General features: G+C 70.2%; 18 protein-coding genes. 9 read left to right on the top strand and 9 right to left on the bottom strand.

What is annotated here, in order from left to right; genetic code table 11:
* The first annotated feature begins 80 nt into the window (after positions 1 to 80).
* The 3 genes from iolD (at position 81) to MWM08_RS25415 (ending at position 3,707) form a co-directional block, all read left to right on the top strand.
* On the top strand, positions 81 to 1,907 hold the full coding sequence (gene iolD, locus MWM08_RS25425) for a 3D-(3,5/4)-trihydroxycyclohexane-1,2-dione acylhydrolase (decyclizing) (RefSeq protein ID WP_244457257.1): 1,827 nt from the start codon (positions 81 to 83) through the stop codon (positions 1,905 to 1,907).
* Positions 1,904 to 2,791 carry a myo-inosose-2 dehydratase gene (iolE, locus tag MWM08_RS25420; RefSeq protein WP_244457256.1) on the top strand — a complete coding sequence of 296 codons (888 nt, stop codon included), beginning with the start codon at positions 1,904 to 1,906 and terminating at the stop codon, positions 2,789 to 2,791. Before iolD ends, iolE begins: the two co-directional genes overlap by 4 nt.
* Before the next feature lie 73 nt (positions 2,792 to 2,864).
* Complete coding sequence (locus MWM08_RS25415) at positions 2,865 to 3,707, top strand: universal stress protein (protein WP_244457255.1); 843 nt, start codon at positions 2,865 to 2,867, stop codon at positions 3,705 to 3,707.
* Here MWM08_RS25415 and MWM08_RS25410 read toward each other — a convergent pair.
* From MWM08_RS25410 to MWM08_RS25390, 5 genes are read right to left on the bottom strand one after another with little or no spacing between them, the layout of a single operon-like run.
* On the bottom strand, positions 3,699 to 4,619 hold the full coding sequence (locus MWM08_RS25410) for a DUF6282 family protein (RefSeq protein ID WP_244457254.1): 921 nt from the start codon (positions 4,617 to 4,619) through the stop codon (positions 3,699 to 3,701). The genes MWM08_RS25415 and MWM08_RS25410 overlap by 9 nt on opposite strands.
* Before the next feature lie 14 nt (positions 4,620 to 4,633).
* The gene (locus tag MWM08_RS25405) at positions 4,634 to 5,323 is read right to left on the bottom strand and encodes an amino acid ABC transporter permease (protein ID WP_244457253.1); all 690 of its coding nucleotides are present in this window, start codon (positions 5,321 to 5,323) and stop codon (positions 4,634 to 4,636) included.
* A 2-nt stretch (positions 5,324 to 5,325) separates the two neighbouring features.
* Positions 5,326 to 6,000, bottom strand: a complete 675-nt coding sequence (locus MWM08_RS25400; protein ID WP_244457252.1) for an amino acid ABC transporter permease — start codon at positions 5,998 to 6,000, stop codon at positions 5,326 to 5,328.
* Between the two features lie 6 nt (positions 6,001 to 6,006).
* Positions 6,007 to 6,831 carry a transporter substrate-binding domain-containing protein gene (locus tag MWM08_RS25395; protein ID WP_244457251.1) on the bottom strand — a complete coding sequence of 275 codons (825 nt, stop codon included), beginning with the start codon at positions 6,829 to 6,831 and terminating at the stop codon, positions 6,007 to 6,009.
* A gap of 25 nt (positions 6,832 to 6,856) precedes the next feature.
* Entirely contained in the window at positions 6,857 to 7,597 is a 741-nt protein-coding gene (locus tag MWM08_RS25390; protein ID WP_244457250.1) for an amino acid ABC transporter ATP-binding protein, read from the bottom strand.
* Positions 7,598 to 7,703: 106 nt separating this feature from the next.
* Here MWM08_RS25390 and MWM08_RS25385 point away from each other — a divergent pair, with 106 nt between their 5' ends.
* The 4 genes from MWM08_RS25385 to MWM08_RS25370 are packed head-to-tail and all read left to right on the top strand — an operon-like array spanning position 7,704 to position 11,390.
* Complete coding sequence (locus MWM08_RS25385) at positions 7,704 to 7,976, top strand: (2Fe-2S)-binding protein (RefSeq protein WP_244457249.1); 273 nt, start codon at positions 7,704 to 7,706, stop codon at positions 7,974 to 7,976.
* Positions 7,973 to 9,370 (top strand): FAD-dependent oxidoreductase, encoded by a 1,398-nt coding sequence (locus tag MWM08_RS25380; protein WP_244457248.1) that lies wholly within the window; start codon positions 7,973 to 7,975, stop codon positions 9,368 to 9,370. Before MWM08_RS25385 ends, MWM08_RS25380 begins: the two co-directional genes overlap by 4 nt.
* Entirely contained in the window at positions 9,367 to 10,479 is a 1,113-nt protein-coding gene (locus MWM08_RS25375) for an NAD(P)/FAD-dependent oxidoreductase (protein ID WP_244457247.1), read from the top strand. Before MWM08_RS25380 ends, MWM08_RS25375 begins: the two co-directional genes overlap by 4 nt.
* Positions 10,476 to 11,390, top strand: coding sequence for a dihydrodipicolinate synthase family protein (locus tag MWM08_RS25370; protein ID WP_244457246.1), 915 nt, complete (start codon positions 10,476 to 10,478; stop codon positions 11,388 to 11,390). Before MWM08_RS25375 ends, MWM08_RS25370 begins: the two co-directional genes overlap by 4 nt.
* Here the strand turns inward: MWM08_RS25370 and MWM08_RS25365 are convergent.
* From MWM08_RS25365 to MWM08_RS25350, 4 genes are all read right to left on the bottom strand, one after another.
* Positions 11,371 to 12,081, bottom strand: a complete 711-nt coding sequence (locus MWM08_RS25365; RefSeq protein WP_244457245.1) for an amino acid ABC transporter permease — start codon at positions 12,079 to 12,081, stop codon at positions 11,371 to 11,373. The two genes, MWM08_RS25370 and MWM08_RS25365, sit on opposite strands and share 20 nt — an antisense overlap.
* Before the next feature lie 3 nt (positions 12,082 to 12,084).
* The gene (locus MWM08_RS25360) at positions 12,085 to 12,753 is read right to left on the bottom strand and encodes an amino acid ABC transporter permease (RefSeq protein ID WP_244457244.1); all 669 of its coding nucleotides are present in this window, start codon (positions 12,751 to 12,753) and stop codon (positions 12,085 to 12,087) included.
* Between the two features lie 133 nt (positions 12,754 to 12,886).
* On the bottom strand, positions 12,887 to 13,708 hold the full coding sequence (locus MWM08_RS25355) for a transporter substrate-binding domain-containing protein (RefSeq protein ID WP_244457243.1): 822 nt from the start codon (positions 13,706 to 13,708) through the stop codon (positions 12,887 to 12,889).
* 33 nt (positions 13,709 to 13,741) lie between these two features.
* Entirely contained in the window at positions 13,742 to 15,493 is a 1,752-nt protein-coding gene (locus MWM08_RS25350) for a metallophosphoesterase family protein (protein ID WP_244457242.1), read from the bottom strand.
* A 78-nt stretch (positions 15,494 to 15,571) separates the two neighbouring features.
* On the opposite strand from MWM08_RS25350, the gene MWM08_RS25345 reads away from it, so the two are divergent.
* Together MWM08_RS25345 and MWM08_RS25340 are read left to right on the top strand one after the other, a co-directional pair.
* A complete protein-coding gene (locus MWM08_RS25345; protein ID WP_244457241.1) occupies positions 15,572 to 16,402 on the top strand; it encodes a GGDEF domain-containing protein in 831 nt (276 codons plus the stop codon).
* Positions 16,403 to 16,547: 145 nt separating this feature from the next.
* Positions 16,548 to 17,594: an AbrB family transcriptional regulator gene (locus tag MWM08_RS25340; RefSeq protein ID WP_244457240.1), complete on the top strand. Its 1,047-nt coding sequence runs from the start codon at positions 16,548 to 16,550 to the stop codon at positions 17,592 to 17,594.
* The last annotated feature ends 206 nt before the right edge of the window (positions 17,595 to 17,800 follow it).

Below are 17,800 nucleotides of genomic sequence, written 5' to 3'. Positions count from 1 at the left end.
CGTTTCCCTGGGCGGCCTGCTTGTGGCCGGCGCCATCCATCCGTATCACTGGGCCGCCGTCAATGCGTGGAGGAGACGCCATGGCCACCATCCGCCTGACTGCGGCCGAGGCCACCATTCGCTTCCTCGCTGCGCAGGACACCGAGATCGACGGCAAGCGCGTGCCGCTGTTCGGCGGCGTCTTTGCCATCTTCGGGCATGGCAACGTCGCTGGGCTCGGGCCCGCGTTGCAGGCGGCGGGCCGCGCGCTGCCCACCTTCCGCGCGCACAACGAGCAGGCCATGGCCCTTGCGGCCATCGCCTATGCCAAGACCCATGCGCGGCGGCGGATGATGGCCTGTACAAGTTCGATCGGGCCGGGTGCCACCAACATGGTGACGGCGGCGGCGGTGGCTCATGTGAACCGGCTGCCCGTACTGCTGCTGCCTGGCGACGTTTTCGCGGATCGTCGGCCTGACCCGGTGCTGCAGCAGGTCGAGCATTTCGGCGACCCGACCATCAGCGCGAATGACTGCTTTCGCCCGGTCTCGCGCTTCTTCGACCGCATCATGCGCGCCGAGCAATTGCTGCACAGCCTGCCCGCCGCGCTGCGTGTGCTGACCGACCCGGCTGAATGCGGCCCTGCCACCATCGCCTTCCCGCAGGATGTGCAGACCGAGGCACATGACTTCCCTGCGTCCTTCTTCGCCCGCCGCCTGCACCGTATCCGCGCGCCCGAACCGGATGCGCGCGACATCGCGGATGCGGGCGAGGCCTTGCGCCGCGCGAAGCGACCCCTGCTCATCGCCGGTGGTGGCGTGAAGTATGCCGGCGCCGCGGCTGCGCTGGGGGACTTCGCGCAGCGCCACGGCCTGCCCGTCGTGGAGACCCAAGCCGGCAAGGGCAGCCTGTCCTGGGACCATGCGTGGAACATGGGTGCGATCGGCGTGACCGGATCGGCGGCGGCGAATGCGCTGGCCGAAAAGGCCGACCTGGTCGTCGCGATCGGCACGCGCCTGGCCGACTTCACCACCGGGTCGCGCGCGCTATTCGCGCAGGCGCGACTGGTCACGCTGAACGTGGCACCCTTCGACGCTGCGAAGCATGGTGCGCTGGCGGTCGTTGGCGACGCGGCCCGCGGGTTGGTCTCTCTGGATACCGCGCTGGGCGACTGGGCGGCGCCAGCGACCTGGACGCGGCGCATGGCGCCCGCCATCGCGCAGTGGAACGCCACCGTCGCGCGCGTAACTGCCGCGCCGGCGCCTGTGGCCTTGCCGACCGACGCGCAGGTGCTGGGCGCAGTTAACCGCGCCATCCCGCACGACGGCATCGTGGTCTGCGCCGCCGGCGGCCTGCCGGGCGAGTTGCACAGGCTGTGGCGGGCGACCGACGCGGCCTCCTACCACCTGGAATACGGCTTCTCCTGCATGGGCTACGAGATTGCCGGCGGGCTCGGTGCGAAGCTGGCCATGCCGAGGCGCGAGGTGGTCGTACTGGTTGGCGACGGGTCGTACCTGATGATGAACAGCGAGATCGCGACGAGCGTGGCGATGGGGCTGAAGCTGACCATCGTGCTGCTCGACAACCGTGGTTTCGGCTGCATCAACCGATTGCAGCAGGGCACTGGCGGCGCGCCGTTCAACAACCTGCTGGACGCCGCCGCGCCGCCGGTCGATTTCGCCGCGCATGCGCGCAGCCTCGGCGCCGAGGCCATGGTGGTCGATGGCATCGCCGCGTTGGAATCGGCACTGCCCGCCGCACTGCACGCGAAGCGCACCACTGTGCTTGTGGTCGCGACCGACCCCCAGGCCGCCACGCAGGAGGGCGGCGCCTGGTGGGACGTGCCGGTCACCGCCGTCCCGCGTGACGCCGCGCAGAAGTGCGCCCGCGCCGCGTACGAAACCCGGCGCGCCGGAGTCGCCACATGATCCGCCTCGCCATCAATCCGCTGACCTGGACCAACGACGACATGCCGGAGCTCGGCGCGGAGACACCACTCGAGACCTGCCTGGCCGAGGCGAAGCAGGCCGGCTTCGCGGGCGTGGAATTGGGGAACAAGTTCCCGCGCGATGCCGGCACGCTGCGGCCGATCCTGGCGCGTCACGACCTTGCGCTGGCATCGGGCTGGTACGGATCGCGCCTGCTGGAGCGCGACGTGGACGCCGAGATGGCGGCGGCCGAACCCCACCTCGCGCTGCTGCAGGCGATGGGCTGCACGGCCTGCGTCTTCGCCGAGGTCTCGCGTGCCGTACATGGCGAACGCACCACGCCGCTGTCCCGCCGCCCGGTGCTCAGCGAGGCCGACTGGACGGTCCTGACGCCGCGGCTGGACGAGATGGCACGGCGCATTGCGGCGCGGGGCCTGCGCCTCGCTTACCATCACCACATGGGCACGGTGATCGAGACGGCGGCCGAGATTGACCGGCTGATGACTTCGACCGGGCCGGCGTTCCACTTGCTGCTCGATACCGGGCACCTGACCTTCGCGGGTGGCGATCCGGTGCTGGCGGCGCGCCGGCATGCCGCGCGTATCGCGCATGTGCATTGCAAGGATGTCCGCGCGCCGGTGATGGCGCAGGCTAAGGCGCGCGACCTGCCCTTCCTGGCGGCGGTGCTCGAGGGCGTGTTCACCGTGCCGGGCGATGGCTGCGTCGATTTTTCGGCGGTGTTCGCCGCGTTGCCTGGCTACGAGGGCTGGCTGGTGGTGGAGGCGGAGCAGGACCCGGCCCTCGCGCATCCACTCACCTATGCGCGCATGGGCCACGACCATGTTGCGGCGCTGGCACGGCGAGCCTTCGCGGAGCAGCCTTGACGCGGATCAAGCGCCGCGGCGAAGGCAGGGCTAGTCTGTCGCCGACAGCATCAGCGAAACGCGGGAGGATCCCATGGCCTTGAACGACGTCCTCGTGCATCTCGACAGCACGCCGCAGGCAGCAACACGGCTTGCCGTCGCCGCCGACGTGGCGCGGCGCCACCAGGCGCATCTCACCGGCCTGTTCGTGGTGGACGTCTCGCCGCCGATCATGGGTGCCGCCGACGCCGGCAGCGGCGCCGTGCTTGCCGGGCTGATCGACGCGATGCGCGCCGATGCGATTGAGGCCGCCGGCAAGGTGGAGGCGACCTTCCACGAGGCATTGCGCCGCGAGGGCATCGCCGGCGAGTGGCGCGCACCGGAAGGGTCCACGGCCGAGCTCGTGTCGTTGCATGCGCGCTATGCCGACCTGGTGGTGCTGGGCCAGGCCGATGCGGCTGGGGCGCCGGCGGGTGCGGCCGTGCTGGCGGCGACGATCTTCGACTCTGGCCGTCCCGTCCTGGTGATCCCGTACGCTGGCAGCTTCGCGTCCGTCGGCCAGCGCGTGCTGATCGGCTGGAATGCCGGGCGGGAGGCGACGCGCGCGGTGCACGACGCGCTGCCGCTGCTGGCGCAGGCCGCATCGGTGACGATCAGCGCGGTCAATCCGCGCATCGGCCTCGGTGCGCATGGTGAGCAGCCCGGTGCGGACATTGCGCGGCATCTTGCGCGCCACGGCGTGACCGTGACGGTCGAACACACGGTCGCGCCTGAGATTGGTGCAGCCGACATCCTGCTGAACCGCGCGTCGGAGCTCTCGGCCGACCTGCTGGTGGTCGGCGCCTATGGTCATTCGCGGTTGCGGGAATTCCTGCTGGGCGGCGTCACGCGGTCGCTGCTGCACCAGATGACCGTGCCGGTGCTGCTCTCACACTGAAGCGCCGCCGATCCGGAACAGCCGGGCCGGATTCTCCGCCGACATGCGGCGGATCTCGGCCTCGGTGAAGCCTTCGCTCTCGATCAGCATGAGGTATTCGCGGAAGGCCTCGACCGGCGGCGGCAGCAGGTAGACGCCGGCATCGGAGGAGACGATGGCGCGGTCGCCCGCGGCGCGCAGCCGCGGCGTGAAGTCCTGGATCACGCTGTTCGACGCGATCTTGTGCTTTTCCTCATCGACATGCGTGAGGCCGACCTGCGTTGCGTGCGTCAGCACGAAGAAGGAGAACTCGGCATAGCCGCCGAGGGCCGTGATGGCCTCGATTTCCTCCAGCGCGTAGCGGGAGCAATGCGTGCGGATCCGGGTGCAGCCGCGGCGCTTCGCCTCCTCGGTCAGCGCCACCGCTTCGCGGCCGGAGACGTGGCCGCAGTCGAAGACCACGTCCTTCGCGGCGCAGAGTTCCATGATCGCCGGCACAGGGTCGGGGATGCGGCCGTTCTCGGGGACCGAAAAGGTGGTTTCCAGGAAGGCGGGGCTGCGGCCCTCGCGCGTCGCGACATGGCGCGTGTGGTGGGTGGGCAGGCTGACGAAGCGCGCACCGGTGCCCGGGCCATAGCCGTAGCCGATGGCGGTTCGCGCGGCCTCCAGCGTCACGCCGCCGGCAGTGGGCTGCATGATGAGGCCGCCGAACGCCTCGATGCCGAGGTCACCCAGTTCGTCATTCGCCAGCGCCGCGAAGCCCGAGGTGTTCTGGAAATTGCACATGATGCCGATGGCGCGCATGCCGGCCGCGGCGGCCTGGCGCACCGCCCCGAACACGTTGACCGAACGGCCTGACAAATGCGGCGCGCAATGCACGTGGCAGTCGATGGCACCCTGCAGCAGGTGCGTACCGGGGGGGACGAACGGCATGGCGATGATGCTCCTCAGGCCTTGGCGCGATGGCCCAGTCGCGCTTCCAGCCTTTCGCCGAAGCGCTTGGTGGGCCAGCAGATCAGGAAATACACGACCAGGATGGTGCCGAAGCACAGCAGGGCCGAGAAGCCGCGCGTGTTCAGGATCTTGGCCGCGTAGGTGAGTTCCAGCACGCCGATCTGCGAGGCGATCGAGGTGGACTTGATGAAGCCCACCGCATAGCCGAACAGCGGCGGCAGCGCGACGCGCCAGGATTGCGGCGCGACGATGCGCGTGAGCACCTTCCAGCGGGAGAAGTTCATCGCCTCCGCCGCGTCCCATTGCGGCGCGGGGACAGATTCGATGCCCGCCCGCGCGATTTCCGCCGCGAAGGCGGCGGCCGAAAGCACAACGGTGACCAGTGCCACCATGAACAGCGACACCTGCGCGCCCGAGAGCTGGAAGGCGAAGAACACGCACATCAGCTTCACCAGGAAGGGGATACGCCGGAATACCTCGACATAGAGAGTGGCCGCGATGCGCAACGGCAGCACGCCGTATAAGCGCGGATGGCGCCCGATCGCCAGACCGAAGCCGATCGCGAACCCGATCGCGGCACCAAGGTAGGAGAGCAGCAGCGTGTTGAGCAGCGCCTCGCCCAGGAACAGCAGGTTGTAGGGGCCGAAGAAGCGCGGCGCGTCCTCGATCAGCTGGTCCCACATGGCTACAGAATCCTCGCCTTCACGCGGAACAGCCAGCGCCCGATCAACGCCAGCGCCAGCGAGCAGGCGAGCGTCAGCACGACATAGATCAGCGCCGTGATGGAAAAGACCTCGAGCGAGCGGAAGGTGAGCGAGTTCACGTTATAGGCGCGCCCGGTCAGTTCCTCGACCGCGAAGATGGAGGCGATCGATGTGGTCATCACCTGGATGATGAACTGGTTGGACAGTGGCGGGTACAGCGCCTTGGCGATGTGCGGCAGGATCACGTACCAGACCATCTGCGGCACCGAGAATCCCATCGCGGTGGCGGCGTCGATTTCCTCACGCCGCAGGGACTGGAAGCCAGCGCGCTGGATTTCCGTCAGATATGCACCGGCATTGAGCGACATGCCGATCGCCACCGCGGCGTAGGGCGACAGCAGGATACCGGCATCCGGCAGCACGAAGAAAATGAAGAAGATCTGCACCAGCAGCGGCGTGTTGATGAAGAAGGTGACGTAGGCCTGCACAGCCGCGCGTGCCGGGCGCGGCCCGAAATGCAGCACCGACGCATTCACCAGCCCGATCGCCCAGCCCGCGATGAAGGAGATCACCGCCAACTGTAGCGTCAGCACCGCACCCCCCAACAGATAGGGGATATGCGGCGTGACCTGCGAGTAAATGAGGCTGTAGTTCACGCGCCCTCAGAAGAACGGGCTGGCCGGCACCTTGGTGAACATCGGTCCGTCGAACCACTTCTCCCACAGGCGTTCGATCGTCCCGTCGGTGTGCAGTTCGTACAGTGCGATGTTGAGCCACAGGCGCAGCGAATCATTGTTCTTCGCCACACCCAGGCCGGAATAGGTGACGCCGAAGGACGGCACGGCGGTGACCTCCCACTGCACCTGGCGGAAGGGGCGCAGCGCGAAGCGCACCGCGTCGATGCCGTCGAACGATGCCTGCGCGCGCCCCTGTGCGATGGCGCGGTTGCGGTCGGGGTAGTTGTCCAGCAGCAGCACCTGCGCATTCGGAATGGCGCGCTGGATGTAGGGGATGGCGGTGGTGCCGCGCACCTGCGCCAGCGTGACCTCGGGCTTGTTCAGCGCCTCGATGGTGGTGAGGCCGCGCCCGGCGACCGAGACGATGCCGTAATTCTCCGAATGCACCGGCACGGTGTAGTCGATCACCTTGGCGCGTTCGCTGGTGCGGGACATCGCGCCCATCACGAAATCGATGCGTCCGGACGCCACCATCGGGATGCGCTCCGGCGAACCCACGGCCTGGAGGACGAGGCGCACGCCCAGCTTCTGCGCGATGGCGGCGGCGACTTCGGGTTCGAAGCCGTCGATCACGTTGCGATCGTTGAAAAGGGCGCGCGGCGGCAGAGTGGGGTTGACCCCCACGCGCAGTTCGCCGCCGCGCAGCACGTCCTCGAGCGAACGTGCGGAGGCTTCCTTCGGCGTCAGCAGCGTGGCAGCGGCCGCGGCGGCGGCTGCGCCACCCACGAAGATGGCCCGGCGGTCGGTCATGCTCGTTCTCCTGGTTGCCGCGCCGTCAATGGCGCAGGATTCGGGATGTGAAGTCGCGCAGGCGCGGGCTTTTCGGCGCATCGAAGATCTCGGCCGGAGGGCCGATCTCGACCACCGATCCCTGGTCGAGGAATGCCACGCGGGAGGCGACTTCGCGGATGAAGCCCATCTCGTGGCTGACGATCAGCATGGTCATGCCGTCGCGCTGCAGGGCGCGGATGGTGTCGAGCACCTCGCCCACCAGTTCCGGGTCGAGAGCCGCGGTCACTTCGTCCAGCAGCAGGATGTCGGGCTTGAGCGCGAGCGCACGCGCGATTGCCACGCGCTGCTGCTGCCCGCCGGACAGTTCGTCCGGATACGCGTTGACCTTCTCGGCCAGGCCGACGCGGGCGAGCAGCGCGCGGGCCTCGGTCTCGACCTGTGCGCGGTCACGCTTCTTCACCAGCGTCGGCGCGATCGCCACGTTGCGCAGCGCCGTCATGTTCTGGAACAGGTTGTACTGCTGGAACACGATGGCGAAGCGGTCGCGCGCGGCGCGCAGGCTGCCACGGCTGGAATAGTCCACCGGCGCGCCGTCGACGCTGACCCGCCCCGCCTTGGGCTTCATCAGCCCGACCAGCGTGCGCAGGATGGTCGATTTGCCCGAACCGGAGGGGCCGATCAGCCCCACCACCTCGCCGCGTTCGACCTCCAGCGAGACATCGCGCAGCACGTCGGCCTTGCCGCTGTAGCTCACGGTCAGTCCTGCGATGGAAAGGAACGCCAAGCGAGATATCCCGGGTCTTGATTTCCGCCATGGTTCAGGGCGAAGCGCCGTCGCGTCAAGCCCGCGCGGGAGTTGCGCGCGCGGCGCGCGTGCCTATCCTCGCGTCATGGACCTGCGCATTTCCGGTGTGGCCCGACCTGCCGCCGTCACGATCATGGTGGGCGGCAATCCCGTGCGCGCGCATGCCGGCGAGAGCCTCGCAGCCGCGCTGATCGCGGAAGGCCTGTGGCGCTTCGGCGAGGGCGATGATCCCGCCCGGCCCCGCACCACCTTCTGCATGATGGGCGTCTGCCAGCAATGCCTGTTGCGCGTGGATGGCCGGCTGGTGCAGGCCTGCTTGACACCGGTGGTGGCGGGCCAGGTGGTGACGTCGGCATGATGCACGACGTCGCAGTGCTGGGCGGCGGCCCGGCGGGCATGGCCGCCGCAACCGAAGCCGCGTCGCGTGGCGCGCGCACGGTCCTGCTGGAGGAATCGCCGCTGCCGGGCGGGCAGGTCTACCGGGCGCCGCCGGCGGGCTTCACGCTGCCCGCCGATGCCGACCGCCGCACCGGCGATGCATTGCGCGCCGCCCTGGCCGCGAGCGGCGCGGAACTCCGCACCGGCTGCCGCGTCTGGGGCCTCGGTGGCGGGCCGCTGGTGCCGCAGGGCAGTGATGCGGCGCCCTTCACGCTGTCTGCGCTCGGCGCGGATGGCGTGCCCTTTACCGTAACGGCGCGCGCGCTGGTGCTGTGTACGGGTACGCATGAACGCATCATCCCCTTCCCGGGCTGGACGCTGCCGGGCGTGATCGGGTTGGCGGCGGCCACCATCCTGCTGAAGGCGCAAGGCGTCCTGCCCGGGCGGCGCGTGGTGGTGGCGGGGGTGGGCCCGCTGCTCTACGCGGTCGCGGCGAAAGTGCTGGCGGGTGGCGGGAAGGTCGTGGCGGTCGTGGATGCAGCGACGCGTGGCGAATGGCTGCGTGCCCTGCCGGGACTGGCCGCGCGGCCGGATCTTCTGGCGCAGGGTGCGGCCTGGCGGGCAAAGCTGGTCGCCGCGCGCGTGCCGGTTCTCCACGGAGCCACGGTCACGGCGGCGGAGGGCGATGGCGTCCTGGCCCGCGTGCGCGTGGGCGACCGCTGCTTCGACGCGGATGCGCTGTGCATCGGTCACGGCCTGGTGCCTGCCACCGAGGCCACGCGCACCTATCGGGCGCGCCATGAGCATCGCGCCCAGGATGGCGGATGGGTGCCGGTGCTGGACGCGCGGCAGCGCACCAGTGTGACGTTGCTCTATGCCGCTGGCGATGGCGCCGGCGTGCGCGGGGCGGCGGCGGCACCGGCCGCGGGGCGCGTGGCGGCGCGTGCGGCGCTGCAGGATCTCGGCCTGGCGCCCGAGGCGCCCGAGGATGCGACGCTGGCCCGCGCGCGGCGCGCCGGTGCCGCGATGGCAGGGATCATGGCGCTGCGGCCCGCAATGGTGGCCGTCATCCCGCCCGACACCATCATCTGCCGCTGCGAAGGCGTCGCGCGTGCAGCGATCGATGCCGCGGCCGCGGATGGCGCCGCCACGCTGAACCAGCTCAAGCACTTCACCCGCTGCGGCATGGGGCCCTGCCAGGGGCGCATGTGCGGCGAGGCGGCGGGCGCGCTGCTCGCCGCCGCGCGCGGCGTGCCGGTGGCCCATGTCGGCTTCTCTACCGGCCGCATACCGCTGCGGCCGGTGCCGATGGAGGCGATCCTCGGCGCCTTCGACTACGCGGACATTCCCGTGCCGGCGGCGGCACCGATATGACCGCGCCCTTCGACGTGGCAGTGGTCGGCGCCGGGGTGATGGGGTGCTCCACAGCGTTGTTCCTTGCGCGCGGTGGGATGCGCGTAGCGCTGCTCGACCGCGGCGAGATCTGTCGCGAGGCCTCCGGCGTGAATGCCGGCACGCTGACCATGCAGATGACGCGCGCCGCGCTGATCCCCTACGCGCTGCGGGCGCATGAGATGTGGCTGACCATGCCCGCCTGGTGCACCGGCGGTGACGTGCTGGCCACCGCCTGCCCGGGGCTGTCGGTCGCCTTCACCGATGGCGAGGTGGCGATGCTGGAGGAACGCGCGCGCATCCGCCGCGCCGCCGGTGCGCCGATCGAACTGATCGACGGGCGCGCCGCGCAGCGCATCGAACCCGGTTTGGCCGATGGCGTGAAGCTGGCGGGGCATTGCCCGATCGACGGCTTCACCTCGGCCTATCTGACGGGTCGCGCGTTTCGCCCCGCGCTGCTGGAAGCGGGCGTCGCGCTGATGGAGAACACGCCGGTGCGCGGCGTGGATGGGCGGTTCGCGCTGGAGACCCCCGTGGGCGTCGTGCGCGCAACACGACTGGTTCTGGCGGGCGGCGTCTGGCTGCAGGACATGGCGACCTGGCTGGGTATCGACCTGCCGATCAAGGTGCTCGTGAACCAGCTCGTCGTGACGGAGCGGATGTCGCCAGTGATGCGCACGGTGCTGGGCGTGGCGTCGGGCCTGCTCAGCCTGAAGCAATACGCGAATGGGTCCGTGCTGATCGGCGGTGGTTGGCAGGGGATCGGCGACCGCGCGCGCGGCGGTGTCGCGGTGCGGCCGGAGAATTTCCTCGGCAACGTCCGCCTTGCTGCTCATACCGTGCCGGCGCTGCGGGAGGCACGGGTCCTGCGGTCCTGGCTGGGACTGGAAGCCGAGACCACGGATGCGCTGCCCGCCATCGGCCCCATCCCCGGCATCGACAACGCGTGGATCATCGGCAGCGTGCATTCGGGCTACACCAGCGGTCCCTACATGGGCCGCATCCTGGCGCAGGCGGTGCTGGGCCAGGAACCGGAGCTGCCGCTGTTCCCGATCGATCGCCTGCTGAACGCACGGAGCAACGCCGCATGACGTTCCACGGCATCTACCCCAGCACCGTGCTGCCGATGCGCGCGGATTTCTCGCCCGATTGGGAAGCCTATGCGGTGCACACCTCGCACTGCGTGATGCGCCCTGGCATCCGCGGCGTGCTGATCAACGGGCATGCGGGCGAGAACTACGTGATCTCCCGCGCCGAGAAGGCGCGCGCGGTCGAGGTCACGCGCGCCACCGTGGATGCGTCCCGCCTGGTGGTGGCCGGCGTGAACGCGGAATCCTCGCTGGAAGCGGCGGAGGAGGCAAAGGACGCGCAGGCTGCCGGCGCGGATGCCATCATGGTTTTCCTGCCCAACGCCTTCGCGCTCGCGCAGACCACCGCCATGGCCGTGCTGCACCACCGCATCATCGCCGACGCCGTGCCCGGCATCCCGCTTTTCTTGTTCCAGGCGCACCACGCCGCCGGCCGCATGGGCTTCACGCCCGAGACGATGGCCGAGCTGCTGAAGATCGAGGCCGTCGTCGGGATCAAGGAAGGCGGGTGGGAGGTTGACGGCTACGACGCGCTGCGCCGCCAGGTGAAGCGCCTGCGCCCGGATGTCGCGGTGTGTGCGAGCGGGGACGAGCATCTGCTCGCCTGCATGGTGCACGGCAGCGATGGCAGCCTGGTCTCGCTGGCCGACCTGATGCCGGATGAGATCGTCGCCCTCGATGCCGCGGTGCGCGCCAATGACCTCCCGGCGGCGCGCGCTCTGCACGAACGCCTGGAACCTCTGGCCGAGGCAATCTACGGCGCGCCGCCGGGCGGGCGTGCCACCGCGCGGCTGAAATGGTGCCTGCGCGAGATGGGCATCATCCCCGACGCCACGGTGCGCCCGCCACAGCCGCCGGTGGACGAGGCCGATGCCGCCGCGTTGCGCGCCGCGCTCAAGGCGTCGGGATTGTAAGGACCGGCCGCGTCACCAGCCGCCGTTCCGCCGCCCGCGCCAGCGAGGCCAGCGCCCAGGAGACGCAGAAATACAGCACCAGCGCCGTGCCGTAGGTGATCATGGCGCTGAAGCCGCGCTGGGTGAGCATCTTCGCCGCGAAGGTGATCTCGATGAAGCCGATCTGAGAGACCAGCGACGTCTCCTTCACCATCGACAGCACATGCACGATCGAGGGCGGCAGGATGACCCGCCAGGATTGCGGCAGCACCACGCGACGCAGCGCGCTCAGCGCCGGGATGTTCATGGTGAGCGCGGCTTCCCATTGCTGGGGCCGAACGCTTTCGTAGCCGGCGCGGACATTCTCGGCGGCCAGCGCCGACATGCGGATGGCAACGGCGCTGACGGCGATGGCCCAGAGCGGCGCTTCGAGCTTCAGCGCCTGGCTCAGGAAGAACACCAGCAGCAGCAGCACCAGGAACGGGATGCGGCGGAAGGCCTCGACCCACAGTATGGCCGCCGCGCGTACGGGCGCGACCGGCATCACCTGCGGCAGCCGCAGTGTCGCCAGGGCGAAGCCCAGCGCGTAGCCGACCGCGCAGCCCAGAACCGACGCCACCAGCGTGTTCAGCACCGCTTGGCCCAGGAACAGCATGTTCCACCAGGTGAAAAAGCGCGGCGCCTCGTTGGCCAGGATATCCCAGGGCGACATCCCTCAGAACACCCGCGCCCTGACGCGGAACAACCACCGTCCGAGCAGCCACAGCAGCACCGAGGCGATGATGGTCAGCACGATGTAGATGCCCGCGGTGAGGGAGAAGATCTCGACCGCCCGGAAGGAGATGGCATTGGCGTTCAGCGCGCGGCCGGTCAGTTCCTCCACCCCGAAAATCGCGGCCATCGAGGTGCCGAGCGTCATGATGATGTACTGATTGGACAGCGCCGGATACAGCGTGCGCACCACATGCGGCGCGATCACGTACCAGACCGTCTGCGGCCGCGAGAAGCCAAGGGTCTCCGCCGCATCCAGCTCCGCCTGCGGCACGGACGCAAAACCCGCCCGTTCGATCTCGGTGAGATACGCACCGGCATTCAGCGTCATGCCGATCAGCACGGCGGTGATCGGCGACAGGATCACGCCGAATTCGGGCAGGGCGAAGAACAGGAAGAAGATCTGTACCAGCTGCGGCGTGTAGGTGAAGAAGCGCACGTACATGATGACGGGCACGCGTGCCCAGCGCGGCCCCTGCGTCAGCACCGCCGCGCCCACCAGCCCGATCAGCAGCCCGCCGGCGAAGGCGACCAGCGCGATCCACAGCGCCATGCCCGCGCCGACCAGCAGGTCGGGCAGGTAGTGCAGGACCTGCCCGTACTGGAGCGACATTCGCCTGTCCTCAGCCGCCGCGCGCCGCGCTTCCGCGCGGCCTGGCTATGGCGGACTCCCGGCGGCGGCCGTTCGACCGCTCGGCCCGCCATGTGGCGGGCCGCAGGGGCTCCAGATGCGTTGGGGCCATGTTCTAGAACATCGGGTTGAATGGAATGGGCGTGGTCATCGGCACGCCGAACCACTTCTCCCAGGTTGTGTTCACGAAGCCCGACCTGTGCATCTCGAACAGCACCACGTTCAGCACGTCGCGCAGGCCGGTATTGCCCTTCTGCACGCCGATGCCGACCCAGAAGCTGGCGAGCACCTGGTCCAGGATCCTCCATTGTACGCCCTGGAAGTTGCGCATCGGGATGACAACGGATTCCGCCACGTCCACCATGGCGTCGGCGCGGCCCTGCGCCAGCGCGCGGAAGCAGTCGGGATAGTTGTCGAGCAGAGTGACCTGCGCCTGGGCCGCATTGGCCTGGATCCAGGGCACGCCCACCGTCCCGCGCACCTGCACGAGGCGCACCGCGCGGTTGTTGAGGTCCGCCGGCGCGTTGATCGGCACCGCGGTGCCGGATGCCTTGGTGAGCACCACCATGGATTGCGTGTGCAGCGGCTGGGTGTAGTCAATCACCAGCGCGCGTTCGACGGTGCGGGTGATGGCACCCAGCACGATGTCGATGCGGTCGGCCTGCAGGAAGGGAATGCGGTCGGGGCTGCCGACCTGCACGATCTCAAGTTCGATATTCATCCGCCGCGCGATTTCGCGCGCAATGTCGGCGTCGAAGCCGTCGATCTGGTTGCGGTCGTTGAAGGTGCCAAAGGGGGGCAGGGTCGGGTTGATGCCCGCGCGCAGCCGCCGGCTGGACAGAACCTGGTCGAGCGGCCGTGCCGCGGCCGGCAGCGCAGCACCGGCCCCCAGTGCGGCCGCGAGTGCGAACATGGAACGGCGGTCGGTGGTGCGCATCGTCATCTCCTGCATGAAGCCTTTGCGCGAAGGCTATGGGGCAGGGGGCGACGCGGCAAGGGCGGGGTCGGGCACCACGACGCGCAATGGCGCCAGCATCGCCAGCCCGCCATCCGCCGCTGGCGCCAGTGCGTGGATCCAGAAATGCGCCTCTGCCCGGTCGGGCGCGCCCATGACGACGGACGGCGCCGAGACGATCCGCAGCGCGCCGCTGCGCCCCATCCAGTCGAAGTGCCGGTGGCCATGCAGCACCAGCACGCGCGCCGCCACGCGCCGCAGCCGGCCCAGCACCCAATGCCCGTTCACCAGTGCCGTGCCGATCCGGTCGGCCAGGGGCGCGCCTGGGCGCGGGTATTCCATCAGATGGTGATGCAGCGCCACCAGCCAGCGCGCGGCCGGGTATTGCGCCATCGCTGCCTCCGCCGCGCGCATCTGGTCCATCCCCACCAGGCCCAGGGCATTGGTGAAGGAGAAATGCGTCTCGGCATTCGAATCCAGCAGCAGCACACCGAGCCCGTCCGGTGTGGGCGGCGGCACCACCATTGGATAGGCCTCGTTCCAGACCTCGCGCGCCGCGATCCCGGCGCGGATGCCGCCATCGTCCATGAAGCGCGCCAGCGTGGCACCGCGATCCTCGGCGGCCAGCCAGTCGTTCAGCGTGGCACCCACGCGGCGTGCCGCGCGATTCATGACGTGCACCCGATGCCCCTGCAGCCGCGCCGTCGCCGCCAGCAGGCGCAGCCGCCGCAGCGACCCGCCCGGCGCGATCGGCAGTTCGAGCCGCGCGGGATTGGCGCGGTCCACGATGTTCACGTCGTGGTTGCCGGGAATGACCAGAATCCGCTCGCGCAGCGCGGGGTGGCGCGCCGTTATCTCCTCGAAGGCGATGTATTCGGCATTGCGCCCGGCATCCGTCACGTCGCCGGTGACCAGCACCCAGTCGATCCGTGCACGGGCATCCTCGGCTTCCAGCACCGCCAGCGCGGCATCGACGCGCGCATTGCCGCGTGGCCCGTCGCGGCCGCATTCCAGGCGGAATCCGTAGGGGTCGCCGACCACATGGATGTCGGACAGGTGCGCCACGCGCCAGGTGGCGTCGCCCGGGACGATGGCATCGTCGATCTCGCGCGGCGACCCCGCCAGCATTTCCGCGACCGACCAGGCCGGCGCGCCGATCATCAGGTACACGGCCACCGCCCAGATGCCGTTCGACAGGGAATCCCTCGCCGCGCGCAGCAGGCCGGGCAGCGAGGTATCCTCGACGATCACGCTGGGCAGCGGCCCCACCGCCAGCGCGACCAGCGCCGCGCCCACTGCGAGCACGCCACCCGCCACCAGGCCGGCGAGGCGCCTGGCCGCGGCGAAGTCCCGGGTCGGCGCCACGCGTTCCAGCACCAGGCCCACCAGTTCGCGGACCGCCATGTACAGCGGCTGCACCAGCGCAGCGTTCAGCGCCCAGAAGTTGCGCTCCACCGCGCGCAGAACGCGCCCGCCCCATCGCCACAGGACGACGGCCGCGACCAGCAGCACAAGCAGCACGGTGAGCCAGCGCGCGGCATCCGAGACCTGCGCCCAGACCGCCTCGGCGAACCACAGCGCCACCTTCGGCGCGGCGCCGATCAGTACCGCCGGCACCACCAGCAGCAGCAGCACCGCCAGCGCCAGCTTGGGCAGGCTGATCTCGAGCAGGATGTGCGAGGCATGGCCCAGCAGCGAATGGCGCGACGTGCTCGACGCGTCATCCTCGAGATCCCCATCGCGCGGGTCGGCGAAGGCCATCGGCATCGATCCATTAAGGGCGGTGTGGCAGTCTAGGTCGTGATCGCGGTGCGGCACCACGCCCGGCGCGACGGGACCAGGACCGTGACGACGGACGTCTACATTCATCTCGCGCTGCGCGGCCTGACGGCGATGCTGGCGCTGGCCGCGGTTGTCTTCGGGGTGATGCGCGCGGTCAGCGTGCGGGGCGACTGGTTCCGCCGTGCCAAGCGCCTGGTCGGCGCGCTGGTGTTGCTGGGCATTGCCTGGCTGGCGGTGCGCGATGCGCTCGCGACCATCGCGCGCGGCGCCGCGCCGGAAACCACGATCGAGGCCTGGGGCTGGCTCGTGGTCGACGCCCTGGTGCCGATCTTCGTCCTGATGCTGATCGAAGGCTGGCGCCGGCGCGATGCGCTCGAGGCGCGGCTGGCGGAACAATCCGAGACCGACCCATTGACCGCCCTGCCCAACCGTCGCGGCTTCGCCGCGCTTGGCGGGCCGGCGCTTGCGGCGGCGCGGCGGCAGGGCGCGCCCAGCGTGGTGGTTGCGATGGACCTCGACCGCTTCAAGGCGATCAATGACGGCCACGGCCATGCCGCGGGCGACGTTGTGCTGCGCGGCGTGGCGGCGGCGATCCGCGCCGCGGTGCGCGGCAGCGACGTGGCTGGCCGGCTGGGCGGGGAGGAATTCGCGCTGCTGCTGCCCGGCGACGACATCGCCGAAGGCGTTTCTGTGGCCGAACGCCTGCGCGCGCTGGTCCGCGCCACCGTGCCGCATCCGGCCGGCGGAGATGCCGCGGTGACGCTCAGCGTGGGCGTGGCCGCGATCGGCGCGGGCCCGGCACCGGCGGCGATCGACGCAGCCCTGGCGGCCGCCGACAAGGCACTTTATGCGGCGAAGCAGCAGGGGCGCGACCGCGTGCTGGTCGCGGCATGACGGGCGCGCTGGAACGAAACCTGCTAGGAGATGCCGATCCAGGAGATGCCGATCCAGCCGGCCGGTAGGCTCGTGATGCGGCGTTGCCTCGCGGCCGCGCGGCGCAGTGAATGGAGCAGGGTCGCATTTCTTCCATCGGTCAGACTTGCGGCAGGGACCGGTGACGGCCGCGCGGATCCTGCGCCTGCTGCTGGGCGGGGTGATCGGCGGGCTGGGCGGGGCGGCCTTCGCCTGGCTGCATCTGCCGCTGCCCTGGCTGATCGGGTCGCTGGTGGCGGTGGCGGCGGCGCGGCTGCTGGGCGCACCGGCCGAGGCCGACCCGCGCCTGCGCAACGGCTTCCTCGGCATCATCGGCATCGCGCTCGGCGCCTATTTCACGCCGGCGACAGCGGCCGTGCTGGTCTCGCAGGCGGCGCTGCTGCTGCTGGCGGCCTTCATCACGCTCGCGATCGGTGCGGCGCTGGCGCCGGTGCTGGCGCGGCGGGGCAAGGTGGACATGGCGACGGCCTGGTTCTCCTCGATCCCGGGCGGTGTCGCGGACATGGCGATGCTGGCGGAATCCTATGGCGGGCGGCCGGCGCCGGTGGCGCTCGCGCAACTGCTGCGGGTCTGCTCGGTGGTTGTGCTGGTGCCCAACCTGTTTGCACTCGCGGGGCTTCGCGGGGATGTGCCGCAGGCCTCCACCGTCCTGCCCTTTCTGCCCGGCATCCTGGCGCTGCAGGTGGCGGGCGGGTTGGCGGCGGGGTGGGCGCTGGTGCGCGTGGGCGTCCGGGCGGGGTGGATGCTGGGGCCCCTGGCTGTGACGGCGGCCTTCACGGCATCGGGTGTGGCGTTGTCGGGAGTTCCGGGCTGGCTTTCGGCGCTGGCGCAGGTGGTGCTGGGCGCCAGCCTGGGCGCAGCCTTCGGGCGAGAGACCATCCGCCCGCTGCGCCGCTTCCTGCCCCATGCGGTGATGCAGGTGGCGTTGCTGATGGTCGCCTGCGCGGTGGCCGGCGCGGCGCTGGCCTGGCTGTTCGGCGCGCCGATGGGTGCGATGCTGCTGGGCACCGCGCCGGGCGGGGTCGCGGAGATGAGCCTGACCGGCAAGGTCCTGAGCATGGATGTGGCGTTGATCGTGACGCTGCACGTCACGCGCATCTTCCTGGTGACGGTACTGACGCCGCCGGCCTTCCGCTGGCTGCATGGGCGGTAGTGCGCCGGCCGGGAGTTTCCGGTAGCCTTTTCCGCCAAACCGCGCCATACGCCCCTCTGGAAGCGACCGGCCCGAGGCCGGGGCGCGCCAACCGCCGCGACCGCGGCGGGCTGACAGTGCTGCCGCGGGCCCCCTGACCGGACCGGCGCGGCGCCTCCGGCCACATGGGCGGCCTTCCCGTCGCGCGACCCGCGATGGGCCCACCC

The organism is Roseomonas fluvialis (assembly GCF_022846615.1).
In the GTDB taxonomy this organism is placed as follows: Bacteria; Pseudomonadota; Alphaproteobacteria; order Acetobacterales; family Acetobacteraceae; genus Neoroseomonas; species Neoroseomonas fluvialis.
Note: the sequence above shows the minus strand (reverse complement) of the source record. Positions and strands in the feature narration are given on the sequence as shown.